This is a genomic window from Desulfurococcaceae archaeon, assembly GCA_038845865.1.
In the GTDB taxonomy this organism is placed as follows: domain Archaea; phylum Thermoproteota; class Thermoprotei_A; order Sulfolobales; family Desulfurococcaceae; genus UBA285.
Map to the genome: position 1 here is coordinate 1 of JAWBQJ010000002.1, position 25,173 is coordinate 25,173.

Genomic DNA, 25,173 nt, shown 5'->3' on the forward strand with positions numbered 1-25,173 from the left:
TGACTATGCCTCCGGCGGCTCCTCCTACAACACCAACTCCAACACCTACACCCACACCAACACCTACAACTCCAACACCCACACCTACAACACCCACACCCACACCAACCACCCCAGTACCCACGACTCCTACCACTCCGCCACCAGCACCCAAATACCAGTTGCACACAACCGCGCTGATCATCATCGCTAACGAGGAATTAACGCGCATACAGTTGTACAAGGCAGGTGTAGCAGACATAGCAGCCATCACACCTGCTAGGTGGAAAGACCTTAATGGAACGCCCGTTAATGGGTTCCACTTAGTATTGGAACCAGACCCCGCGAAGCCCAGGCTAACCATACAGCATATTATCATAAACACGATGAGAGAGCCATTTAACATACCAGAGGTTAGGCAGGCACTTGCATGGGCCGTACCGTACGATACCATTCTTTCGCAGATATTTGGAGGACTATACACAAGGCTGTACACCATTGTACCCAAGGGGATGCTAGGATGGACTGATTATAACATTGTTAAGTACGAATATGACAGAGCAAAAGCCATGGAAATAATTAACGCGCTTAAAGGAAAGGGATTCGATCCCTCAAAATACACTATAACAGTAATTTACAATCTAGGTAACACGGCCAGAGCGCAGATCGCTGCGTTATTGCAGAACGAGTGGACGAGGCTTGGCTTTAAAGTCTACGTAGAGGTTTACAGCTGGCCAGAGTACTTGGATAAAGTAGACCACTTCAACTTTGACGTAGCATTACTAGGCTGGATACCGGACTACCTAGACCCAGATAACTACCTCATGCCGTTCGTATGGGGCGGGGCCGAGTTCAAGGATTTGAAGTACTGGGAGAACGTTACGCCGGGAGACGTTGGTAAGTACCTATCCAAGGTTGAAAGGGTTGTTGATACGCCAAACTACGTTGTAGTAATTGGACCACAAGGTACCGGAGCCGCGTACACGGGACCGACAAACAAACCGCTACTCGTGGTGGGCTATGTATTAGATGAAGAGAAGACAGCGAAGAACTGGGAGAACCCCGTATCAATGGTCACTATCGGCGCACCGGGCTGGAAAGACATACCTGCAAGTGCCCTGTGCAAGATATCCCAACAAATACTCGATCCGAAGATTAGAGAAGCTGTAATAAACGCGGCCGTCATAGTGTTCAACAACGAAGCACCGATGATAATGATGGGCCAGGCAATAACCGGGAGAAACTATGGTAGCTGGGTTCTAAACATGTACTACCCATTAACGAAGTTTGCAAGATACGATCTCGTCTACGAAGATCCCAACGCACCCGTAGTTGACACCGGTGTACTAGGCATAAAGAACGACCCCTCAACCTTCGTCCTGGCGTACTTCGGCTGGCCCGATACCTTCGACCCAGCTAAGAGCTACGAGAGCTTCGGCTGGGAGATCTTCGACCAGATCTACTCGAAACCTATAACGTACTACTATGAAAACACGGAGCCCGAACCTGAACTGGCAGTAGCGTGGGCTTTCAGCAAGGATGGCATGGAGCTCTACCTCGTAATTAGGGGTAACGTCGTAGCGTACGATCCATGGAACAAGAGAACCTACCCGATCGACGCCACTGACGTGCTATTCAGCTTGTGGAGAGCCGTGAGACTAAACCTGCCCGGAGGACCTCAATGGATGATTAACAATTTCGTTGACGTTAACGCATCGCAGGTACTAACCGAAGACGAGTTCTCGCGGATACTTCCACAGGGATTAATTGCAGTATACCACGGTAGAAGCGTCGAAGTTAAAAGCATACAAGAACTACTCTCCGTGTTCGGTTACAGCGGCCCCACAGCTGGTGTTGTTAAACTACAAATGTTATTCCCATACTCACCTATACTACACATATTAACAACAGCTGTGGCAAGCGTCATTCCAATGGAGTACGCGCTTGCTGAAAACTATGAGGCAGCTATAAGGGAATCCAACTACGGCAAGAATCCGGCCGCATGGGCTAAATACGTTATCGAAGGCGAAGAGGACGCAACATATAGGAGGCTAAAAGACTACCCAGTGTCAACCGGTCCGTACTACGTTGAAACGTACATGGAAGACGCGTACATAGTCCTGCGAATTAACCCGTACTACTGGAACGCGACACTCTGGGAGCAACTATACGGGTATAAGCCTTAGATTTTGGCTTTTTCATCTGTACCTATTTTCTCCCTTCCACCTCTACTCCAGTTCAATTTAGATAAACCGGCCCCAAAACCCCCTCTTCGTACCTTTATAAACTGTCATGTCAATTAGGTATAAGCAGATATCGGTAAAGGTATGCAGAGGTGGCGTTGTAGGTGGGGTTGGGGAGGTTCATTGCAAGGAGAATAGTCACGTTTATACCAACCCTGATAGGGGTCCTGCTTCTCACTTACATGATCGCATATGCCATTCCAACCGACCCCGTCAGGGCGTGGGTTGGGGAGAAACTACTAAATCCCGAAACCCTCGAACGCGTGAGGGAGAAGTATAAGTTTAACGCGCCGTGGTACGAGCAGTTTACCTTCTTCGTGCAACAACTACTTACAGGGCAGCTGGAAGACCCCGTAAGGCACAGAAACGTGTTTACAGAAATATATTCGAGGTTCACGGTTACTGTTGAAATAGCGGTGATCGGGTTCTTATTCCTGGTGGCGATAGGGCTTCCACTGGGTGTACTGGCGGCCGTTAAAAAGGACTCACCAATAGACTTCGCCGTGAGAGTAATGGCGCTCGTAGGTAGCTCGCTCCCCGCATTCGTACTCTACTACTTCTTGATACTATTACTATTCGTTTACTTCAGGACGACGTACCTTGCAGGTATACCGAACGTTTCCCTCGCCTGCAGGGAATTCATATCAGGGATACCGAACAGTGTGCCCGTGCTCGGAAACGTAGTATCGGCCATAGGGTCCGTACCAATGTTCGGGGCCATGATGTGCAACGAGTGGTGGGTTGTCGGAGAAACATTCAAGCGCTTCTACCTGCCGGGCCTAGCACTAGGCCTTTTAAATGGAGGCTTCATCGCGAGAATTACGAGAAACAGCCTCCTCGACGCCCTTAGCTCCGAGTACATACTATTCGCAAAGGCCCGGGGACTGCGCAAACTCACAGTCTGGAAGCACGCTCTTAAAAACGCCATGGTACCCGTCGTAACGGTGCTCGGGCTAAACTTCGGCGGCCTCCTGTCCGGCGCGATCATAGCCGAGACGGTCTTCAACATTCCGGGTATAGGCAGGTACATGTACGAGTCCATTACGAGGCTAAACTTCCCCGTGATCATAGCGTGCACGTTCCTGATAGCGTTGATTTACGTTACGGTAAACTTAATCGTAGACATCCTGTACGCCGTGATAGACCCGAGAATCAGGTATTAGGTGGTAGAAAATGCTTGTGTACAGGATCTTTAAGAGCCTTATATGGCTGTACGCGGGGCTCAGAGAGAGGGTATCACCAGGCTGGATGCAGAAGAACTCATCTAGAATAAGGGAATGGGAGCTAATGGCCTATGCCTACAGCAAATCCCCGGTTGGCGTGCTTGGAGGTACAATGGTATTCGTAGTATTCATACTAGCCGCTATAGGCCCGTTTATATCGTGGGAGCCTTACTGGGAGTACAAGATAATATATGACGAGTCTCTACGATATCAGCCTCCATGCTTGCCACCGTGGTGCACAGATAGACCAATCTTCGGCACAGACGAGTGGGGTAGAGACGTGGCAGCGATGTCGCTCTACGGGTTCAGGATCTCGTTCGTAATATCAATAGTAGTGGTGTTGCTCGGGGCCCCGCTAGGCATAGTTCTTGGGCTCATAGCCGGCTACAAAGGCGGCATAGTAGACGAAATCGTCATGAGAGTAACGGATATATTTCTCGCGTTCCCAGGACTGGTACTGGCCATAGCGTTCGCGTCCGTGCTTCCACATAGAATTAGGGGCTTCTTAGAGGAGAATGTCGTGGCGAGAACGGTGTTATCGGCCCTCTTCGGCCTTAGGGAAAAGGAGTACGGACAGCTGGCCGCGCTGATCTCCATCTGGTTCGCCATGGTCATAGTATGGTGGCCGGGCTACGCGCGAATAATACGTGGTAGCGTCTTATCAGTTAGAGAAATGCCGTTCATAGAGGCGGCGAAGCTATCGGGGCTATCCACGTGGAGCATACTCTTCAAGCACATCCTGCCAAACGTGCTGTCTCCCGTAATAGTCATGATGACGTTTGATATTGCCACGGCAACGCTATTTGCAGCCGCCTTATCGTTCCTCGGGCTTGGACCGCAAGAACCGGTCCCGGAGCTGGGGTTCTTGATCTCCAAGGCAGGTCAGTTCTTCCCGGAAAGAAGTACGCACGTCGTAGTGTACTTAGGCCTAATACTTCTAACAATGGCGCTTGGCTGGAACCTGCTAGGAGATGCCCTGAGAGACATCTTGGACCCCCGAACCAGGAGGGCTATAGAGTACCGCGAGGAGAAGGAGAAGAAGGGGTGATGCCTCGGTGTCCGAGGCGTTTAGCCTAGGCGAAAACGAGGTCTTAAGAGTGGTAGACCTGGAGGTGAGGTTTTACACCTATGCCGGAGTAGTACACGCCGTCTCCGGCGTATCTTTTTACGTCAAGGAAGGTGAAGCGGTTGCCCTAGTAGGGGAGACAGGCTGCGGTAAAACAGTTACCACCAGGGCTATTACGAGGCTCATAGAGTCCCCCGGTAGAATAGAGCGTGGCATGGTTTTATTTAGGCGTAGGAATAAAAAAGTCGTAGACCTCCTCAAGATCAGCGATGAGGAGCTGAGGGAAATTAGGGGTAATGAAATAGCGTACGTGTTCCAAGACCCCACCTCGGCATTAGACCCTCTCTACACCATTGGCTTTCACATACACGAAACGGTTACCGCGCACAAGTCCAAGATCAGTAGAAAGGAGACCTTGAAGTACGCTGTAGAATTACTGAGGAAAGTACTAATACCGAGCCCGGAGGTCAGGGTCAAGAACTACCCCCACGAAATGTCTGGGGGTATGAGGCAGAGAAGCGTAATTGCAATAAGCCTGTCGAACATGCCCAAGCTACTAATAGCGGACGAGCCAACGACAAATCTCGACGTAACTATCCAGGCACAAATCCTAGACTTGGTGAGAAGGCTTCAAGGGGAGTTTAAGATGGGCATAATACTGATTACCCATAACCTAGGCATAGTGGCCGAGACCGCTAACAGGGTGTACGTCATGTACGCTGGTAAAGTGGTGGAAGAAGGGCTTGTAGACCAGGTTTTCTACAACCCGCAACACCCATATACAAGATTACTTCTACGTTCTGTTCCAAACCCGCTAAGGAGGATCGAGAAACTCGAATCCATTCCAGGAGTAGTACCGTCGCTCATAAATCCCCCGAAGGGGTGTAGGTTCCACCCGCGCTGTCCATTTGCCACCGGAAAGTGTATAGTCGAGGACCCACCAGGATTCGATATAGAGAAGGATCACAAGACTTTTTGCTGGCTCTTGGAGAAGAGGTAGATAGGTGTAGCAGGTGAGCTCGCCGGATACATTAATTCAAACCATTGACTTGAAGAAGTACTTCGGCGTCAGGGGATCTTTTAGGAAAAAGGTTAAGGCCGTTGACGGCGTGTCCCTCAACATTAAGAGAGGTGAAACGCTAGGAGTCGTCGGCGAGAGCGGTTGCGGTAAGTCCACCTTAGGCAAGACGATCCTTAGGTTACTAGACCCCACTTCCGGTAAGGTGATCTTCGAGAGTAGGGACGTCACGAAGGTCAAGGGTGGGGCTCTTCGAGAATACTGGAGAAATGCGCAAATGGTCTTCCAGGATCCCCACACGAGCTTAGATCCGAGGATGACTATTGCTAGCACGCTGCTAGAGCCGATCAGGCAGTTTAAAATTGACGTGGGGGATGAAGAAGAGTTCCTCGTTAAGCAGATGGAAGTGGTGGGTCTTGGAAGAGAACACCTATACCGGTATCCCCACGAATTGTCAGGTGGGCAGAAACAACGAGTCGCGATCTTGAGGGCCATCATCACTAGGCCCAAGTTCATCGTCTTGGACGAGCCAACATCGTCTCTAGACGTGTCCGTGCAGGCGCAGATCTTAGAGCTGTTGAAAGACCTGCAGAAGAAGTTTAACTTAACGTACTTGTTCATATCGCACGACATAGCCGTAGTAAAATACATGAGCAATAGAATGGCTGTAATGTATCTTGGTAAAGTAGTGGAGCTGGGGCCTGCAGACACCGTTTTCGAAAGCCCGCAACACCCGTACACGCAGTTCCTACTAGCAGCCGTCCCGGTACCGGACCCCAACATTACTAGAAGCAGGAAGAAAATGCTAATACAAGGAGAACCACCGTCACCAATTAATCCGCCACCTGGTTGTAGATTTCACCCGAGATGCCCACATGCAATGGACATATGTAAGAGATCTGAGCCACCATTGGCTATGATAGGAAATAGTCACTGCGTTTACTGCTGGCTTTACGCAAAGAAATGAGTACCCCATACAGTCATCAGGCACATCGGCTAGCCTAAAGCTAGGTGAATTTTGCCATTCTAATACAGTTTTTTTAACTGACCGCTACACGGCTCCCCGCTCTTCTGCGGCTGAGTAGTGAAGGACCCACTATGATCGTGAACACTATTAGCGTTACCGCCAACCCCACCCACCAGTACCTTGGCGTCCTGGCTGGTCTACCAACTTGACTAGCTTGAGGCGTGAGGGTAATTCGGGGTTGCTGCGTAGTCAACTCGGTATAGCTGGTTGTGACGGGTGGCTTGGTTGTCGGGGCCTCGGGGCTGGCTGTAAACGTGCTTGTAAGGTTCTCGAACTCCACGGGCTTTAGTGCGAGTATTGCCCAGCCCGTGAACTGAGCATACTGGTACCAGCCTGCAAAGTAGAGGACACCTCCACTGCACGCTAATTCTCCGGGTTCTAGATACACCTCGGTTCCCCTCGCGCTACGCAATGGCGAGGACCCCGCTAATTCTAGGTCTCCACTATATGCCTCGACGTAGTAGTAATGGTAGCCCGTCACCGGGTATTTCTGCACCCGATTGACCGCGAAGATGTATCCATCCATGTAGCAGATATCTAGGAGCTTACCGGGCCCTTCACGCTTCGGGGCCTCTTTGATCACCAAACCCTCGGGACTAACCTTAGCTAAACTATCGCTTCTAACTATGTACGCGTAACCCCCTTCACTGAAATCCACGGTAAGCCCTCCAACATTAAAAGCAATTAAGGTGTTAAGGTCCTCGTTAAACAAGGTGGTCCTGTTATATCCTAGTACCCACAAATGCCTGGTAACAGGGTTCAGCCTTACGGCGTTGCCTTCATGAGGTAGATTGACGCCTTTAACCACTTCCAGCTCGGCAGGGTCTACTACTTCGAGCCGGTACTCCACGTTGTTACCGGTACGTACGTACGTGGTTACGTATACCCTTTCACCGTCAGCCTCCACGGCTAATACACCGCTTTCAACACCATAGTCGAACAGTGCTTTCTTCAACAGCGTGAGGTTCGAGCTCAAGGCCATTAAGAACCCCACACTCCTGGTGAGGTCTGGGCGCTGGAATACGCCGGCAACGTACAACGTGCTTCCGCGTAATATGCACCTCGAACTGGTAACTCGGGCCTCTTCTTCCCAGTAGCCAAGTAAAATCCCAGTGCCTCTCTCCCTCATTTCAACCCTCAGGTAGTGTTTGAAACCCACACTCTTACCTTCAGGTACCGTCTTGTTACCGACCACGTAGAGCACCTCACTGGATATTGCCGTGCAGTGTACGTAGGCAGAGTAGCTTTCCCTATCTAACTGAGCCCACAGCTCCTCGAAAACCACGCCTTTAGTAGCGCTCAGAGTAGGCATAAGTAATAGCAGTACGAGCGTAGCGGTGATTGTTTCAGCGAGCTTCACTTTCAACGAGACACCGTGCTCCATGTCTAAAAGTACGTAAAGATGCTATAAAGCCTAGTGCGCTTAAAGCCTGTTAACTAAGCAATCAACGTGCATAGCTGGCCGCTACTAGTTCAAGTTCTTACCGAATTTCATCTCCTTCACCCAGCTCGGTAATCTCCCGACCTCTATGACGTAATCTACTTCGATGTTCAGGTCCTTGTTGAACTCGTGTCTAATGAGTACACTAACATCTGCTTCCGCGAAAGCGGGTATATCGCTGGCAGTATCGCCGAAATATACTACCGTGTCAACCTCTAAGAGAGCTTTTAATACCCTAACTGCTTCGCGCTTACTTCTCCTAGCCACGTGCACGTCAACGTATTCTGCGAAGTTACCCCACTCCGCGATGTCGTAAACCACTAAACCTCTAGCAAGTGCTTCACTAATGAACACTTCGAGGTTGGCTGGTTTTCCCGCATCCTTAAACCAGTAAACACTCATACCCAACGGGACACCAGTTAGCGTCCTGCCGAAGATGGCTCCTACTCTATCGCCTAGAATGGTCTTAACCTTAGATGCGAGATCCTCGATTGCCCTCGGCTTAACCCCTCTGTACACCTCTTCGTCCAGGACAACGTAGCCTCCTCCGTGCACTTCTAGCCCAAATACACATGCATAGCCATCTAAACCCGGTACCTTTTCGTAGAGGAATGGGCAATCCCTTCCACTTATAACAGCTACTTTAAAGCCCTCGTTTTGAAGACTTTTAATAACCGATATCAGCTCTGGGTAAACACCACTACTTAGGGGGCTCGGCGTTATTGGGGCCAGCACGCCATCGTAGTCGAAAAACAACGCTATGTTTTTCAAACAGGCTTCACCTCCCTATTTAATGTAGCGGGTGGTGCATTACTTGTCGCCGCCTCTTCAGACACGCCATTAAGCTACTTCAAGTAGCAGTTTCTTTACAAGCCTTCTCAGCGCTTCCTTGCCAACGCCGAGTACCGGCTCTCCGTGACTCGGCATAACGTTTTCAAAAGCTAGATCTAATAGAGACGCTATTGCGATTCTGTTCTTGTAGGGATCATGAGAATACTGGTGTGGTATTTCGTTAAGCTCGCCGCGCTCCTCGTACACTAGGTCACCGACAAACAAAGACTTTGTTTCGGCATCGTAAAGACAGATACTGCCTGGTGTGTGACCGGGAGTATGCACAACCCTGAGAGGGCCTATAAGGGCCCCCTCCTCCACCACTAAATCGGCCTTGATGCCGGTGGCACCTTCAATCGCCGGTACTTCAGCTCTATGTGCTACTACCAGCGCCTTTGTCTTGCCCTTTAACGGGTAAAGCCCGCCCACGTGATCTCTGTGAGCGTGAGTTACGATTATGTACTCCACGTCGTTAAGGCTCCTGTTCATGTCCTTGATGTACTCCACTAAAACATCGGAGTCGCCATTCATCCCGGCATCGACTACTATGAGGCCACCTCCATACTCAACAATGTAAATGTTGGATACCCTTCCGCGGACTAGGTGAATGCCTTTTAAAACACGCCTACCGGTAACCATGGAGCATACCCCGTGCTTTGTTTAAATTTAAATCACCCGGAATAATTAAACGTAACCGAACCACCAGACCCTTCGAGCAGCTCGCATCCGCTGTCACAACGTTAATTACCGCTTCAAACAATGTAACAACATCGGTGATGTGAGTGCCCATAGTAGTGGTCTACATGTGGAGTGGTATTTCAGAAGACGCCAAGAAGAAGATCATCAGTGGAATCACGGAGATATTCGAAAAACTAGGCATACCGAGAAATGCCGTTGAAGTGGTGGTAGTCGAGGTGCCAAAGGAGAACTGGGGTATAGGTGGAGAGCCTGCAAGCGAGAAGTTTAGACAAGTACAGCCCCCCTGATGCCGTAGGCTAATTAGTAAAAACTCCTGCACGGAAAAGAGTATTAGGAGTAGAAAGCAACGTGTTTAAAACGTCCTGAAATGACTTGGCCATTACAGGTTTTGCTTCAAGACCCTTACTACATTTTCGTATGCTATTTTGGATAGGTCCCTCTCCGTGAAGCCCTTCTCCGAGAGCTTTTGGTAGAGTGCCGGTAGCTTATCTATGCTTTCAAAGCCCTCCGGTGCCGGCAAACCCAGTAGCCCGAGAAAGTCTGTCCCGATCGCCAGTATGTCGGTGCCGAATGTCTCTCCGACATACGAGAAGTGCTCTACGAGGTCATCTATCGTTGGCCTGGGCTTAGTGGATACCAGGCTACCTATTGCGGAGATCCCCAGTACCCCCCTATTCCTGTACAATAGCTCTAAAACCTCGTCGTCGACGTTACGGGGCTTGTTAACTATTTTGCGGACGTTCGCGTGGCTTATTATAACGGGCTTCTTCGTCGTGTTCAGTACGTCAATCATCGTTTTCTTGCTCGCATGCGCGAGGTCTATGATGATTCCCAACTTGTTTGCCATCTTTACGAGCTCTTCGCCATCGGTGGTCAACCCTACGTCTTTACCAACGGCACAGCCAGTGGCGTATTTGTTCATGTAGTTCCATGTTAACCCAAGGCTTCTCAATCCGAGTTTCTTAAATAGTGTCAGGTCGTAGGGGTCGTCTACGGCTTCCGCGCCTTCGAGGTGCAGTACAAAGCACAACCCCTCTCCAGCTAGACATCTTTCAATGTCCTCGACGCTTTCAGCTATTTTAACGCCATAAACTTCGCTCATCTTATAGTACACTGTAAAGTGCTCCCATACAACACCTTGAGGTATGCGGTACTTCGTTGCCGGTAGCCACTTACCGTACAGCTCCATGAGTTTTCTGGATTCTTCCGGGCTAAAACTCTCAATGCCTGGAAAAACCGCGGCGAATACCACACGCACGTTGCCTTTGCGGTACTTTGGTAAGTCTGCCTCTCGTCGAGGTAGGTCTTCGCCAAAATCACCAAGTGGCAGACCACCACCGTGGTAGAGGTAGTAGGCGGAAATATCCTCGTGGAGGTCTATCGAAGGAGGTAATGAGGTTTCTCCACTCACGCGAACCACCCACCATACAATATAACTTTAAACGCCGTTCACCTTATTAAACCACTTAGCTAGGCGATCCAGCCCTAGTTGTCGCCGATTTCGCAGGGAAGCCCACTATGTTGTAGTCGCTGCTCGCACATGTGTTGCTAGTGTTGTCTTAACAACGAGCTACTTCGAAGCCTCCTTAAGAGCGCATAGTAGGCTGCTACTGTTAACCGCGAGAGCGGTATAGCTAGGCACAGCTTCACGGCATCCCACAATACAAAGGGCATTATTCCAGTCACTACGGCTGTTAAGAACGCCTGTAAGGGGCTAATACCCCTTACGAGCACATACCACGTTGCAAGCCATGAAGCGCCTAAGGCATATATGGTCATTAATTGAGCTGAGCCTGCGAGTAGCCCTCGCCTGGCCGATAGTGTCCCTTCCGGTAGTAGTTTACCAGCTATTAATGTTCCCACCACGAAGCCGGCGATGTACCCAAATGTCGGTGACAGCACATATGCTAAGCCTCCGCCATATGCGAAAACGGGTAGCCCTGCTAAACCCAGCAAGATATATGTAGCTATGTACCTCCACGCCCGTGCACCGTGCATAAACAACAGGTAGTGGAGGGCCATTGTCTGGAGAGTGAAGGGCACAGGAGTGAATGGGGCTATTACCTTGATCCGGGCACTTAAGGAGAGCGCTAGCACGCTTGTAGCGGCGTACACCAATTCTCTCAGGGTAGCTCTCAGGCGACCGCGGCTCCTCGCAGTAATTACGGGAACTACCAGTTGCTTTTTTCTCTGCACAGATTACCACCACCAAGCCCGTATCGTAGCAGAGGCTATAAAGTACCGTGGGTTATGGTAGCCCGGTCTAATCCACGTGTTCGCCCGGCTCTACGTGCACCGTTGCCTCGTAGCCCAGTTTCTTTTTAATAGCTTTTTCAACCGATGTGGCTATGTCATGTGCCTCTTTTAGCGTCATGTTACCTGGTAAGTTCATGTGTAATGTGACCTCTACGTGATTTCCATACCTGTGGAAGTGGACGTGGTGAACCCTCTCAGCAAGAGGATGCGCTTTACGGATAACTTCTGCAAGTTTGTCCAGCTCTACTCTGCTCGGAGCTTTACCTAACAGCTCGCTTGAAGCATCATAAATTACCTTACCAGCTGTCACGAAGATTAATACCGATATAGCGATGCCAAGGACCCCGTCAAGCCACCAATAGTTTTTACCAAGGTATATCGATAGCGCTAGTAGACCCGTGGCGGCGGAGTCGCTTGCGTGGTGCCACGCATCGGCTACGATGGGGCGGCTTTCGCGGCTAGTACCGAGCCTATATGCCCACATTGTCAGGCCGGCTTTGGCGAGTGTGAAGGCTACGAGTGCTATTACAAGCAAGTCTGAGTACTCGAGAGGGATACCCGACACTAGTTTTTCATAGCTCGCCGTCATGAAATTGTACGCCACTACGCCGAGTAGTACGCCTATGATTACTCCGCTTATGAGCTCTGCACGCCCATGTCCAAATGGGTGCTCCCCGTCCGGCGGCTTATCGGCTATTCTATAGCCAATGATTAGCACCATGGAGGTAAGAGAGTCCGAGAGCGTGTGGAAAGCGTCTGCCGTAACTGCTATGGAGTTGTACAATGTACCTAAGTAGTATTTCACGAAGAAGAAGATGGTGTTTACTACTGTCGATACTACGCCCTCGGCATATGCAGCCCTCTTCTTAGAACTCCACTCTGTGGTATGCAAATGTACACGCCTCCGGACACGCTTCTACTAGTTTAATAGCCTATAAATCCTTTAGAATTAGTTTAGAATAGTCAAATTCTATTACAGTAATAAGGTAATAAAAGTGTTATATAGAATATGATTGCGGGATCTCCGCACGCTGCCTCATACGTCTATGTAGTAAAAGACTTCGGAGGGGGTTGGGTAAGACGATACTCTCCTCGATTCTTCTCTCTTCAGCTCTATGTACGCTTCCAATAGTTCATCTACGAATACCGGTTTAAGCCACTCATTATCGCATTCAAGCTCATCTAATGCCTCGTCAAGGCTCCGTGGCAGTTCCCGTATACCTAGCTCTTTTCTCTTACTCTTTGGCATTTTGTAAACGTTTTCTTCTACGGGGTCTCCTGGGTCTATTTTCTTCTTAACTCCATCTAGCCCTGCGAGCACGATTGCCGGGACAGCTATGTAGGGGTTCGCGCCTGGGTCTGGCGGCCTATACTCTATTCTCGTAGAGTTTTCAGTCACCGCGTAACCCGGTATTCTTATAGCTGCGCTCCTATTACCCTTACCCCACACTAAGTATACTGGCGCTTCATAACCGGGTACGAGTCTCTTATAACTATTAACGGTGGGGTTGGTGAGCGCGGCCAGTGCTCTGGCGTGCTCGAGTAAACCACCAATAAAATACCTTGCTTCTTGACTTAAACGGTATGTGTCACTAGGGTCGTAAAAAATGTTTCTTTCACCATGCCACAGACTTACATGTACATGCATTCCGCAACCGTTATCCCCGTGTATGGGCTTAGGCATGAAGGATGCGACATATCCTTTTTTATGTGCTAATGCTTTAATGACGTACTTCACGGTCTGAACGGAGTCCCCCAAGTATGTCGCGGAACCACCTCGAAATATCACTTCGTGTTGCGAGGAACCCGCCACTTCGTGGTGTATTGCCTCGATGACCACGCCAAAAATCTTTTCAAGCATCTCAGCAACTTCTATTTTGAAGTCTTCGAACCTGTCCTTGGGGTATGGTGCGTAATATCCCTCTTTAAGCCTATTGAATGGGGCAGTGCAACTCCAATGAGCTTCAGAACTCGTGAACTCTAAGCTCTGTTTCCAGGCGTCAAGGACCACCGTAACCTTGTCGAACAGGAAGTATTCTAGTTCAGCTGAAACGAAGAGCCTTAAACCCGTGTCGGCAAGTAGCTTGTCTAGTTTTTCCGCTGTGTACCTAGGATCTCTACTAAACCTTTCACCGCCAAGGTAGACAGCGCATATAAGTCTGCCCGCCCGGTTCTGCCATGGTACCTTGGCAAACGTCTCGGGCACGGGCCTCAGGACTAGGTCACTTTCTTCTACGCCCGTGAATCCCTTAACACTGCTACCATCTAACTTTACAGCAATACCGTTGGAGAGGATCTTTGCTGGCATTGTTATATGCCTCAGGTAGCCTGAGAGGTCTGTGAATTGAAAGTGGACCCAGTCAACCCCGCTATCTTCTACTTTACGAATCAACATTTCGCTGTATTTTCCAACCCTATCACCTAGTTCAATATTACACCGCTGTTATATACAGGTGTGGGTTTTTAAGCGCTCCGAGTTATAGGCTTTATAAAGAATTAGAGGGCACTACTCCACAGTGCTCCTCGCATTGCCTTGCTGTGTCTTTGCCTCCAGCTTCGTAATTAAAGCCGTTAACTTTTGTATTTGCTGGTTTAACGAGTGTAGCGTACCCTGAAGAGCTTTAAACTGGTCTTCGAGCGCTCTAACCACTTCGACAAGCTTTCTGCTTTCTTCGAGCGCGCTGGTAATGCTCTGCCTGTGTAACAGTATTTGCGCCACGCGCTTAACGGTATTGTACTTACTGGCCCACCTGGGTACGATGTTCTGCTTTTTCAGCTCCTCTATTCTCTTGGCGAATACCGATACATCTACACCTAGCTTCCCCGCGGCCTCGTCTACTGTTGTAGACGTGTAAATAGCATTCAGTATTTCGAAATGCTCCGGTTTTAGCTGTGGGCTGTAGCCATAGAAGACTTCGAGGTAATCTGTGAGAGTTTCCTCAATGACTTCTCTAACAATGGTGTATATCTCTTCGCTCTCTACGAGGAAGACGTCGGAGAGTTGAATTACCCTCACGCCAAGCCTTTCGGCAAGCTCCTTCGCGGCGTCGTCCGCAAACCCCTTACACACGACCATGGGCCTAGTCCCCACGAGCAGTGCATTGACGTAGGCTTGCCTTATACCGCTTACATCTATTTTACCGGCCTTGACCTCGACCGCGTACAGCTCACCAGCGCTGTCGGCCACTATTACGTCGATCTCCCCGACCTCTACACCCCCCAGCTCTATTTTCTTACCCACCTCGAGAACCCTGTACCCAAGTTCCTCGAGAACCCCTAAAGCTATTTTCTCGCTCGCAATCCACTTCCTCCGCGGCGAAAGCCCGGTGCCCATAAGCTCTCAAGCCCAGCACACAAGTAGGTATTCACCACATCCCTAATATAGACCCGATCCAGCACTACGGGATCTTGAAAATGCTTATTAGACAGCGCCATCCATTACTGTTTCCGATGCATTTCAAAGGGGGGATCGTGTACGGGGAGGTGCTGCATTGATCTATTGTCAGCGCTGGTACTGTTAATACTGGTGATCCCACCGATCCAGGCATCTGCGAGCTCCCTACCGAGTCTTAATTACTATGTGGTTTACGACCCGGTCGAAGACGAGGGCTTGATCGTAGTAGATTCCACAATAAACATTACAGGCTGCGAATTCGTAACGATCCCAGTAGCGATTATTGGTGAAAGCGCGGAGTTTAGGCTATTAAACTACACCGTAAAGGGAGATCTACTAGTAGACGGCGTGGACTACAACGAAGCTGGTTATGTGGAGTTGCTGGGATGCGGTAGTGGTATGGTCTCGCTACTGCTAAGCGCCAGGAGCGTCTTCGAAGAACACGGCGTTTTATCGTACAGCACGCTCGTTGATACCAACTCACTAGAGGAGCTGGGGGCTCAAGTAAAGATTGTGGTTAGAGTAACTGGTAACTACTCGATGGCATCCGAGCAGGTGGGTAACGTGAAAGTGTACGTGAATGAGTCCGAAGGGATGGTGGAAATAGTTGGCTACGGGTTAGTGTTCTTAACGTTCCACGCCGTACTTGAGGAGACTACGCTGACAACGGCGCCGACGCCTTTAACGTCGTTAATTACGGTAAAGCCATCACCACACACCACTCCATTAACGGAGGCTACTAAGCCCCCGGAAACACTGGGCCCTCGTGAATCTCCATTAAACTCGCTAGTAGCCGGAATACTCGTGGCCGTGATAGTAGCTGCCGTGGTAGTATTTATTAGGAAGAGGAAGAAATAGGTGCGAGCAATTCAAATCCTCAGGAATCTGTTACCTCCTACAACCAGTTGACACACCGCCCTTTAAACTGCATTTTCCTCTAAGTAGTGGGGTTGCTAGGGGTTAAAAATAGCTCCTTTTACCATGTTACGTAAGTTATCTTAATGGATTTACTCACTTCATCCAATAGTCTCCAGTCTTCGTACGACAGCTCCCAGCCCGCTGCACCGGCGTTTTCCTCAACCTGTCTCGGGTCCTTGGCACCTGGTATCGGTACTACCGTGGGGCTAAATTTTAGTAGCCAGTTTAGGGCAACCTGTGCAGGGGTTTTACCGTATTTCTCTGCGAGTTGTTTAAGGGCGTTAATGAGGTTTCCGGCCTTCTTAAAGTTCTCTGGGTGGAAAACTGCGTCTCCACTCCTTAGGTCGGTAAACTGTGGTGGGTTCTCGGGCACGTACTTGCCCGTTAGAGCGCCCTTAGCTAGCGGGCTCCACGCCATGAACGTTAAGTCATTCGCCTCCGCGTACGGTATCAGCTCCGCTTCCGCCCAGCGTTCTAGCAAGTTAAACCTGTACTGCATGCTAACGATGTCCGTGAATGAGAAGTACGATCTCAGCTCTTCGACCAGCACAACCGGGTAGTTACTTACCCCGATATAACTGACTTTACCCACGGCAACTAGGCGTTCCAGTGCCCTAGCGTAAGATGCCGTGGGGTAGTTGTGCCAGCATGGTGGCCAATGTAGCTGCAACAAGTCTATGGAATTGACACCGAGCCTCTTGAGAGACCTATCAACAGCCCGGAAAACATCGTCGGGGTTTAAGAACTCTCCCGGTATTTTAGTTGCTATCACTAGCTCGTCCCTCTTCAAGCCGAGGTCTCTGAGGGCCCTTCCAATGAACTCCTCGCTCAGCCCTCTACCGTAAACCATTGCTGTATCTATAAGGTTCATACCGAGCTCAGCCGCCTTGGCTATAACGGCCTTGGCAACCTCGTAGTTTACAACACCCCAGGACTCACTAAATTGCCACGTACCTAAGCCGACTCTAGAGATCTTCACATCGCTCCAACCGAGGTTTACGTAATCCATGGCGAGTCAACCCGTGAAAACAGTAAGGTGTTGAGAGCAAATAAACTCGTACTGATCAGCTCTTGGGGGACTACCGCGTCTTAAACCTCTCCTCGAGCTGGACCATTCCTCGGGGGTGATAGCCCAAAGCCTCCCAGTAACCTTCACTATAGTCTCTCGTGAACACCATTCTAGTAATCCACTTAGCGCTTTTCCAGCCGTAGAGGTGAGGTATGACGAGCCTTGCTGGGTACCCGTGTAGCACGTCAAGGGGCTTACCGTTCATCTCCAGTGCGACGATCGCATCCGATGCGTAAACCTCGATATACGGAAACACTGTCGAGTAACCATCAGCCCCTTCCACGTAGACCCAGTTAACGCCTTCTTTCGGTACAACTAATTCCGCTATCCTGGCCAGTGGTACGCCTGCGAACTTAACAGACTTTACACTCCAACCAGTCACGCAGTGGAAATCGGTTTCGACGTCTACTACACCGAGCTTGTAGAGGTCGAGTAAGGAAAGCTCTACGGCATTTCCCACTTCACCTTCCACCCTCAAAGTCCACTTCGAGACGTCTACTCGCGGAACACCCAAGATCGCGTAAACCACTGGAATGTCGATGTAAACTTGGCCGGGGGGAATGCCTTCACCGCCTCCACACGTACCTTTACCCAGCTTCTCGATTACGGGATCGTACTTTCCAACGCGGCTTTTAATCTCAACATCCGTCCCGATAGGTATCGTGAAGAGAATTCTAATGAGCTTTTTACCCCTGACAACCGCTCTAATGCCAATGTACTGCCTACCGTTGATGAATAACCTGAATTTGTGTAAGCTATGGGTATAGCCTATCGGCTCGCTGGATTCGAAAACAATGTCGTAATAATGTATTCCCTGAAAGCTCAGAACACGTGCTATAACTCTAGAAATGAGGTCGCGCAATTCATTAACGCCGCTTACAGCTAGGCCTTCCACGGGACAGTCAACGACCTTGCTAATGCCTTTCATTAATAGCCCACTACTACTAGTCTCATAACAAAAGCCTATGCTCAAACGTGGACACCACGGGCCAGTTGTACTGGGGTGCACCTGGTCCCACGTATTAATTGACAGCGCGGACACTAAATAGTGTTACCAGTTACCTTGAACACGCCTCTAGAGCCTGCTGGGCCTCCAACTAGCTACTTAGATGCTTTAACGCGCCTAGAGGGTGGGGCCTGAAGGGCTTCCTACTGAGAGGTGTTCCACGATTTTCCAGGATAGCTGGAGGTTGAAACCTCGTTTTGACTATTCTACCCCTAAATCGCGAGCCTTTCTCCATGCACTGAACGCCGTGAAGGCCTTACACACGTGTCCCCTAAAAATCCGACGCGCCCTCTACAAGCACTCTACTACATTGACTTAGATTACTGCTTAGGTGTTTAACCATCTCCAAGTCGTCCTGTAACCGCCTCTCTGCACTGTCTATCATTTCCCCCAGCACCTCTTCTACGGGCTTTAGCTTGTACAACATCCATGCATTTACCCAGTCAACGCCGTACTTAGCGAGGAATTCCTCCAGCTGCTCGGCATGCTCCGTCATACTTACCTGGAGCACCCTGGCTAGTTCCATGTAAAGCTCCCTTACCGGTATGCCCGTATCGATAGCTATGTACTCTATTAAGTCGCTACTCCAACAAGGCTTATCGATGAGGGAGGCCTTTATTCCCTCCTCATCCAGTTCTAATCCGCCAACGAAGTCCTTGACTACATCGAGGGTGTTCGTGACATCGTTCAAGGCTTCAAAGAAGTAGATGTTCATTTCCTGGAAATCGAGATTGTAGCCGTAGGGTACGGATTTATACGCTGCAAGTAGAGACGTTAACACACCTATGACTTTAGATGCCTTGGCACGGGCGATTTCTAGGGTTACGAGGTTTCTTTTATGGGGCATTATGCTACTAGTCGATATGTGGTTTCTCGGTATCCTAACCCCTCGCTGGATCGTGGTCGTGAGTAGCATCGAATCTTCCGCGAACCTGCCGACCTCGGCCATTACCATGGCCAGTAAGGACGCCATATAGAGGAGGAAAAGCCTCGAGCCCGTGGCGTAATAGGGAGGCAGGGGCTCAGGAGAGAAGCACAGGTTCTTTGAAAGTTCACCTGTGTTAAGTTTAACGATGGTTCCAGCAGCCGCTCCGGAGCCAAGGGGGTTTTGGTTTAGCAGGTTCAAGCCCTGGGTCATTAGCGCACATATATCGGCAAAGGCCTTTTCATATGAGAGAAAATATATTGAGGCGTTACCACACTGAGCTACCTGCCCATGAGTGAAGAAGGGGAAAAGAACGCCCCTATACTCTAGTGCCTTGCCGACTAATATACCCCTGAGCTCTAAGAGCTTTACCAGTATTTCGAGCAACTTGTCTCTTAGCGCAAGCCTCAAGGCGGCTGCAACGTGGTCGTTTCTGCTTCTACCTATAGCTATGCGTCCCGCCTCGGGACCCACCGCGTCGTGAAGGTACGCTTCGAGAGCCTCAAACACGTCTTCGTACATCTCGCCCTTGCTCTTCACCCAGCTATAAAGCTTTTCACCATTGCTCCTGGCAATGTCCACTAGCTCCTTTGCCACGCGCTTGGCCGGCTCTACTCCTACCACTCCCTTTTTAGCTAGTTCCTTAACGTGAGCGAGCATGACCATGGCTACATACTTGGCTAGGACTTTGTCGAAGTCGAGACTAGACACGTACCTGTCTGTGACTTCCTTCGATTCTCCACCTACGAAGAACTTATACTTCCTCATTGCGGCTAAGACCTCTGACACTCAGCGCCGTCAAGGCGTAAAGCCCGTGAATATTTATGAAGCCCCGGGCCTCCTCGTTGCTTGGATACCATCCCGTATCATAGTCTATCAGTTCTCTCGAGTATAGCGAGTAGTCACTTTTCCTCCCTACGACTATTAGGGAGCCTTTAAGCACCTTAACCCTCACTTCTCCCGACACGTAGCGGTTCATGGAGTCTATAACCTTCTCTAGATGACTCCTCATCGGATCGATCCACAGTCCCTGGTAGACCAGGTCACACCACATCCCATCAACCATTCGCTTAAATCGAAGTTCTCTAGGCGTTAAGACCATTCTTTCGAGGTCTTCGTGGGCCTCGATCAAAGCCAGCGCAGCGGGGGCCTCGTACACCTCTCTACTCTTCAACCCCACAACCCGGCTCTCGATGAGGTCTATTCTACCGAACCCGCGGCTACCGATCGCCTTGTTCAGGTACGTGACCATTTCCACGGGGCTTACCTTCTCTCCGTTGATCTTCGTGGGAATGCCCTTATCGAATTCTATGGTCAAGTATAGAGGTTCGTTGGGAGATTTCTCTGGCGACACGGTCCACTCGAATACGTATTCCGGGGGCTCAGCGTATGGGTCGTCTAGTTCTCCCCCTTCTATGCTCCTAGACCACAGGTTTTCGTCAATGCTGTACTTCTTGTGCGTTACTGGAACATCGAATCCGTTCTCCAGTAGAATTTTAATGCTATCTTTTCTCGTGAGCTTAAACTCTCTCACCGGCGCGATGATCTTCATATCGGGTTTTAGTAGCGCTTTCAGCGATAAGTCAAACCTGACCTGGTCATTGCCTTTACCTGTACACCCGTGAGCTACGGCATTTGCGCCCTCCTTTACGGCTATTTCTGCGACTTTCTCGGCTATGAGGGGTCTTGCAAGTGCTGTTCCCAGAGGATACTTGCCTTCATAAAGGGCATTGGCCTTCACGGCCTTGAACGCGTAGTTCTCGACGAACTCTTTTTTCGCGTCTATTGTGTAGTGTTTAGCGGACCCGAGCTTGTACGCCCTTTCCTCGACTCCCTTTAATTCCCCCTCCTGGCCGACGTCAACGGTCACTGTGATCACCTCTGCACCATACTTCCTCCTCAACAAGACTAGTATCGCGGATGTGTCCAACCCTCCCGAATACGCTAATACGACTTTCATGCACTACAACCTGCCATTGTACAGTTTAAAAGGTACTAGCAAGGTAACAGTATTTTATACCTAGCGAAACGGATGTAACGCCAGTACGCGTAGGTGTTCTAAGCGTGAGTCCTCCCGCTTAGCGTACAAGCAACCTTCACGCCACAAGTATCGCTGAGCTTACTTCGGTTACCTTCAGGTAGCTCACCGCCCTCTCAAATTATTGAGGTCGGGAGCGTTAGTACCTATTAACTGGAATGCTGTCTCGCGCTAGCGTGTATAGAGAACTAGAAGTACTTTGAACCTGGCTCCGCGCCCTCTCCATCACTAGAACGCTATAACGGCGTACTCTAGTGAATTTATATGATACTTCAACTATGCGATGAAGGGGCTTTTAAGGAGATGGGCGTGGACTACAAGCTCGCGGGAATCGTTGCTACCGGATTTGGAACAACTAATTCTACGTGTACTTATCCCGGGACGCTGTCAGCCTAGCGGTAGTCAGCCACGACGACAGGCACAGGATCTACTCGGAGGCTAGCTTTAAGCGGGGCTGGAAAATGCTCCATGGCATTGTAAAGAACTACGACGAGAGGGTAGTAGTGGAGGGTAGAGAAGTGGAAGTGATGGAGCCACCAAACCCGGTAGAAGTACTAAAAGGCTTCGAAAAGTCCTAGAATACGTTGAAATGGCCCCAGTAGTGGAGACTGAAAAGGAGTTGAAAAGAGTAAAGGGCGTAGGGTGCTACACGGCTAGACCGACCTTGGCGCCTGCCACGGGGAGGTACGAGTTCCCGCCCGTGAACAGGTGGCTTAAAGGGATGGTAAGTGTCGTTTATGGGATTGACGAGCATCTCGTCAAGGAGTACTGGGTTAAGAAGTAGGGCAGGTAGTTTGCACTAGCAGCAATAGCTACAACTGTGGTGCTGAACGCGAAGCCGCTGACAGCCACCCTTAAGAGGATCAGAAGGTATGAGCTTCTACCCAAGCTCAGCGTTATGCCCTCACCGGTCAATATGACCGCGTTTTGTGAAGTTACTTGAGCTCTGAGAGCACTACGCCTTTGCCCGGTACAATGTCCAGCTTGAATGCTGTCTTCTTGTGGTTGGTCACCCTCATCTTCTTGATGATCATGTATCGCCTCACTTCCCTGGTAGACTCGACGTCTTCCATCCAGAGGTGGAAGACGCCATCAGCTATGTGTTCTAAGCCAAAGCCGAAGGTAGACCTAGTCGTCATCGCGTACTGGGATACCAGGTAAGCAGTAACGTTTTCTCTGTGGGTAGCTATTTTCAGGTCATAACTGTACTTCCTGGCCATCGCCGGCTTATCGGCCCAGAACGCGCTTAGAGAATCTACTATTAACCTAACGTGCTTGTATGGGGACTTCGCTTTTTCGTCTCTCAGAGCGCCGAGTACCCTGTAGGCCTCATGTATGGCCGCAATGAGCGTCTGAATGTCCAGTGCAGCGTAACGCCTCTTTTTAGTCGTCTCTGCTTCCTGTTGTGCTTGCTCGGTTATCTGCCTTGCTATTTTAAGCAATCCGAAGATGTCCACTACCACTATGTCCGGGGTCTCGGTGAGCTCCTGCCTGCTCGATATGTCGTGCACTCTATACGACTCGAAGTCCATGTTGAACATCTTCGCCTGCCTCACTATATCACGGAACTCCGCCTCGGTGGTTACGTACACGACGGGGTCGCCTGCGAGGAGGCCAGCCCACGCGAAGTGCATGCACACGATGGACTTACCTGTACCCGGTTCACCGGTTACGGCAACCCAGCTTCCCTTAGGTACCCCTCCCTCCAGGGCCTCGTCCAGGGTACTTATACCCGTCGATACTCTTGCTAGACTACTAATCATTGCAAAACCACACCTATACTAAATTATAGCGAATGCGGCTGAAAAGCACAGTGCACCGGGATACGGCGCTAACCGGTGTACTCGTAGACCGGCCTCGCGGGGTAAGCTCAAGCGTGAGTGCCTTTGCCGCCACGGCATGCTAGTGCCGTTCTCATACTAGTCGTAGCCGATAGCGCTATACGCCTCTATCAACTAGCACGCTACCCCCTTACCCTACCGGTTTCTCGCAAGAACTGCGTGGTTAGTGCTTGGCTTTCTTCCTACTCTTCGGAAATAAGGGGTATATTTTAACGTCGACGTGGTATATGAGCTGGGACTCTGCTTGTATGATCTTGACCACTTTCTTTCTAATCCTGTGTACGGTGGAGATCCTCGTACTCGGTTTTACGCCTATCTTGGCCTCTACTACGTAAAACGAACCTATCTTCCTAGCAGCAACGTCGTTTACGACCACGTCATGGCACTCCTCGACTAGCTTCTTGTACAACTTCATGCTTAGCCCGTGATCCACATTTGCCCCTGTAACAGTCTTTGCGACGTCCTTCAGCACCTCGACGAGGCTGTGCACTATGAACATCATTAAGATGAACACAAATAGTATTTCCAGGTTAGCGCTATGGGTGTAGGCGACAACGGCTATGCCGAGCGTTGACACGGCCGAAGCCACTAGGTCTAGGAGTGCATGGACGTAGTCCACTTTGAGGACTTCGAGGCCGTACCTCTCGTAGTTTCTCTTCTGCACCAGGAATGCCAGCAGTGTGAAGACTCCGCCGATAGCCGTGCCAACGGCCGGTAACGAGTTCACTGTGGTTATGGAGCTCGCGGAGTACTCTATCACTAGGTAGTTCGCGAAGGATACCACGTAGATGCCAAGCGCGATCGTTATGGAGAGCAACATCACTGCGCTTTCAAGCACGAGCACGCCCCAAGGAAAGCTCTTCCTAACCCGTATGGCGTAGTAGACCGCTACTAAGGCAAACACTTCGAAGACCGTGTCCACCGCCCAGTGCACGATATCGGTTAGCAGTATTATGCTACCCCACACCGCGAATACTACTAGTTCGAGTACTAATCCCGTTACTGAAAACAACACTGAAAATGTGAACCCCCTGTAGGCGCCCTTTAACCCGGAAACCACGTCCGCGTTCAAGGCGTACCACCTACTATGAGCTTGAACGTTAAGTATGGCGTGGTAGAGCGTGCGGGTAAGCCGGTTATGGCTAGTGCGAGGTGAGCTAATGACTACTCGTACTCGTTTTATTGAAATTTTCCCTATTAAACGCTTTAAGCCCTTAATGAGGTAGAAATTAGACCTTGGGAAAGAAGTGCTTGCACCTGCATGCGCGATCTCTAATGCACTTTCTGAATATGAGCTCCGCTATGGTTGAAGCGTAGTGTTGTATTTCAGGGGGCATCCTATCCAGCTTGATCAGCGTGCTACTGGCTATTCTCACGGCATGGTCTAGGTCCTTCGCGTAGTACTGCTCTACCAGGATGGCCAACGCATCTATTACTTCCTCATCTAGGTTACTGCCCCTCTCGAGCACACTGCTCGCAAGCTCTCCCAGGATCTTCGCGAAGAGGACTACGTCAAGGGCGTCAGCTACGTCTATTGCCTCCTCGTACAGTTTCATCTTAAGAGACCTAACGAGGAGTAACTGAGTGTAATTGAAGTCCATGGCCAGGTCATGGAGCTCCCCTTCACGCCTCATCATTTTCTTGAACAGCTCGCAAAGCTTGACGAGCAGGGAGGCATGGTCTATGCCAATATCCGGGAACACCACTGTGTGGTACTGGCCTTCCGGGCTTGCTATGAACACCATCGAGGGTAGTTCCTCCTTCAATGACTGCAACAGCTTGATGGCCTCGTCGTAGCTCGCCTTCAACTTAATGTTTGTTATGCCCTCCAGGAACGCGGCTTTCAGTTTCGCGGATGCGACGGTATTAGCGCCCTCGATCATGATCTGACCCCTTGCCAGCTCGTCCTCCTTGAGAGGGGTGATTATGATCTTCGCGCCGCTGTAAAACAGCTTAACCCTGTCTCCGTGCTTCAGCCCCAGCTCCCTGATCCACTTGGATGGCAGGACAACCGCACTGGAACGAGGGCCTATTCTCATAATCTTCCTAGTTTCCGACTCCATAAATAGTGGTCCCTGCACCACGCTTGAGTTTAAATACAAGCCGTTATTATACTTGCTCTGCCCGTAATTACATGTAACCATGCGTATAGACCGCTTTGAACGTTACCGAGACCAGTACTAATCGTTACCTCGGCGT

At 50.1% G+C, this 25,173-nt stretch carries 25 protein-coding genes; 10 read left to right on the forward strand and 15 right to left on the reverse strand.

Translation table 11 applies throughout. From position 1 onward, the window contains the following. Positions 1-161 precede the first annotated feature (161 nt). The 5 genes from QXU03_03035 (at position 162) to QXU03_03055 (ending at position 6,496) form a co-directional block, all read left to right on the forward strand. Entirely contained in the window at positions 162-2,165 is a 2,004-nt protein-coding gene (locus tag QXU03_03035; GenBank protein ID MEM2170713.1) for an ABC transporter substrate-binding protein, read from the forward strand. A 161-nt stretch (positions 2,166-2,326) separates the two neighbouring features. Continuing rightward, entirely contained in the window at positions 2,327-3,385 is a 1,059-nt protein-coding gene (locus QXU03_03040) for an ABC transporter permease (protein MEM2170714.1), read from the forward strand. A 10-nt stretch (positions 3,386-3,395) separates the two neighbouring features. Further along, entirely contained in the window at positions 3,396-4,493 is a 1,098-nt protein-coding gene (locus tag QXU03_03045; GenBank protein ID MEM2170715.1) for an ABC transporter permease, read from the forward strand. A 7-nt stretch (positions 4,494-4,500) separates the two neighbouring features. Next, a complete protein-coding gene (locus QXU03_03050) occupies positions 4,501-5,511 on the forward strand; it encodes an ABC transporter ATP-binding protein (GenBank protein ID MEM2170716.1) in 1,011 nt (336 codons plus the stop codon). A gap of 13 nt (positions 5,512-5,524) precedes the next feature. Further along, on the forward strand, positions 5,525-6,496 hold the full coding sequence (locus tag QXU03_03055) for an ABC transporter ATP-binding protein (protein ID MEM2170717.1): 972 nt from the start codon (positions 5,525-5,527) through the stop codon (positions 6,494-6,496). Positions 6,497-6,569: 73 nt separating this feature from the next. Here the strand turns inward: QXU03_03055 and QXU03_03060 are convergent, their stop codons facing one another. From QXU03_03060 to QXU03_03070, 3 genes are all read right to left on the reverse strand, one after another. Next, complete coding sequence (locus QXU03_03060; GenBank protein MEM2170718.1) at positions 6,570-7,922, reverse strand: hypothetical protein; 1,353 nt, start codon at positions 7,920-7,922, stop codon at positions 6,570-6,572. 102 nt (positions 7,923-8,024) lie between these two features. Further along, positions 8,025-8,768, reverse strand: a complete 744-nt coding sequence (locus QXU03_03065) for a hypothetical protein (GenBank protein ID MEM2170719.1) — start codon at positions 8,766-8,768, stop codon at positions 8,025-8,027. Between the two features lie 69 nt (positions 8,769-8,837). Beyond that, a complete protein-coding gene (locus QXU03_03070; GenBank protein ID MEM2170720.1) occupies positions 8,838-9,467 on the reverse strand; it encodes an MBL fold metallo-hydrolase in 630 nt (209 codons plus the stop codon). Positions 9,468-9,610: 143 nt separating this feature from the next. Here QXU03_03070 and QXU03_03075 point away from each other — a divergent pair, with 143 nt between their 5' ends. Then, complete coding sequence (locus tag QXU03_03075) at positions 9,611-9,814, forward strand: tautomerase family protein (GenBank protein MEM2170721.1); 204 nt, start codon at positions 9,611-9,613, stop codon at positions 9,812-9,814. Between the two features lie 92 nt (positions 9,815-9,906). On the opposite strand, the gene QXU03_03080 is transcribed toward QXU03_03075, so the two are convergent. The 5 genes from QXU03_03080 to QXU03_03100 form a co-directional block, all read right to left on the reverse strand. Then, positions 9,907-10,938: a dipeptidase gene (locus QXU03_03080; protein MEM2170722.1), complete on the reverse strand. Its 1,032-nt coding sequence runs from the start codon at positions 10,936-10,938 to the stop codon at positions 9,907-9,909. A gap of 137 nt (positions 10,939-11,075) precedes the next feature. After that, entirely contained in the window at positions 11,076-11,723 is a 648-nt protein-coding gene (locus QXU03_03085; protein ID MEM2170723.1) for a biotin transporter BioY, read from the reverse strand. A 67-nt stretch (positions 11,724-11,790) separates the two neighbouring features. Continuing rightward, positions 11,791-12,675, reverse strand: a complete 885-nt coding sequence (locus QXU03_03090; protein MEM2170724.1) for a cation diffusion facilitator family transporter — start codon at positions 12,673-12,675, stop codon at positions 11,791-11,793. A gap of 144 nt (positions 12,676-12,819) precedes the next feature. Beyond that, entirely contained in the window at positions 12,820-14,178 is a 1,359-nt protein-coding gene (gene glnA, locus QXU03_03095) for a type I glutamate--ammonia ligase (GenBank protein ID MEM2170725.1), read from the reverse strand. Between the two features lie 111 nt (positions 14,179-14,289). After that, a complete protein-coding gene (locus tag QXU03_03100) occupies positions 14,290-15,117 on the reverse strand; it encodes a restriction endonuclease (GenBank protein ID MEM2170726.1) in 828 nt (275 codons plus the stop codon). Between the two features lie 165 nt (positions 15,118-15,282). Here QXU03_03100 and QXU03_03105 point away from each other — a divergent pair, with 165 nt between their 5' ends. Beyond that, positions 15,283-16,035, forward strand: coding sequence for a hypothetical protein (locus QXU03_03105; protein ID MEM2170727.1), 753 nt, complete (start codon positions 15,283-15,285; stop codon positions 16,033-16,035). A gap of 118 nt (positions 16,036-16,153) precedes the next feature. Here the strand turns inward: QXU03_03105 and QXU03_03110 are convergent, their stop codons facing one another. The 4 genes from QXU03_03110 to QXU03_03125 all read right to left on the reverse strand — a co-directional run bounded on the left by QXU03_03110 (position 16,154) and on the right by QXU03_03125 (position 21,055). Next, on the reverse strand, positions 16,154-17,104 hold the full coding sequence (locus QXU03_03110) for an aldo/keto reductase (protein ID MEM2170728.1): 951 nt from the start codon (positions 17,102-17,104) through the stop codon (positions 16,154-16,156). A gap of 70 nt (positions 17,105-17,174) precedes the next feature. Further along, complete coding sequence (locus tag QXU03_03115) at positions 17,175-18,137, reverse strand: molybdopterin-dependent oxidoreductase (protein ID MEM2170729.1); 963 nt, start codon at positions 18,135-18,137, stop codon at positions 17,175-17,177. 304 nt (positions 18,138-18,441) lie between these two features. Further along, positions 18,442-19,884, reverse strand: a complete 1,443-nt coding sequence (locus tag QXU03_03120) for a lyase family protein (protein ID MEM2170730.1) — start codon at positions 19,882-19,884, stop codon at positions 18,442-18,444. Further along, positions 19,850-21,055: an argininosuccinate synthase gene (locus QXU03_03125; GenBank protein MEM2170731.1), complete on the reverse strand. Its 1,206-nt coding sequence runs from the start codon at positions 21,053-21,055 to the stop codon at positions 19,850-19,852. Before QXU03_03125 ends, QXU03_03120 begins: the two co-directional genes overlap by 35 nt. 342 nt (positions 21,056-21,397) lie before the next feature. Here QXU03_03125 and QXU03_03130 point away from each other — a divergent pair, with 342 nt between their 5' ends. The 3 genes from QXU03_03130 to QXU03_03140 are packed head-to-tail and all read left to right on the forward strand — an operon-like array spanning position 21,398 to position 21,917. Further along, on the forward strand, positions 21,398-21,529 hold the full coding sequence (locus QXU03_03130; GenBank protein ID MEM2170732.1) for a hypothetical protein: 132 nt from the start codon (positions 21,398-21,400) through the stop codon (positions 21,527-21,529). After that, a complete protein-coding gene (locus QXU03_03135; protein MEM2170733.1) occupies positions 21,499-21,711 on the forward strand; it encodes a hypothetical protein in 213 nt (70 codons plus the stop codon). Before QXU03_03130 ends, QXU03_03135 begins: the two co-directional genes overlap by 31 nt. A gap of 11 nt (positions 21,712-21,722) precedes the next feature. Beyond that, complete coding sequence (locus QXU03_03140) at positions 21,723-21,917, forward strand: hypothetical protein (GenBank protein ID MEM2170734.1); 195 nt, start codon at positions 21,723-21,725, stop codon at positions 21,915-21,917. A gap of 151 nt (positions 21,918-22,068) precedes the next feature. On the opposite strand, the gene QXU03_03145 is transcribed toward QXU03_03140, so the two are convergent. The 3 genes from QXU03_03145 to QXU03_03155 form a co-directional block, all read right to left on the reverse strand. Then, positions 22,069-22,896, reverse strand: a complete 828-nt coding sequence (locus tag QXU03_03145) for a KaiC domain-containing protein (protein ID MEM2170735.1) — start codon at positions 22,894-22,896, stop codon at positions 22,069-22,071. A 241-nt stretch (positions 22,897-23,137) separates the two neighbouring features. After that, positions 23,138-24,046 carry a cation transporter gene (locus QXU03_03150; protein MEM2170736.1) on the reverse strand — a complete coding sequence of 303 codons (909 nt, stop codon included), beginning with the start codon at positions 24,044-24,046 and terminating at the stop codon, positions 23,138-23,140. A 157-nt stretch (positions 24,047-24,203) separates the two neighbouring features. Then, positions 24,204-25,058, reverse strand: a complete 855-nt coding sequence (locus QXU03_03155; GenBank protein MEM2170737.1) for an AbrB/MazE/SpoVT family DNA-binding domain-containing protein — start codon at positions 25,056-25,058, stop codon at positions 24,204-24,206. Between the last annotated feature and the right edge of the window lie 115 nt (positions 25,059-25,173).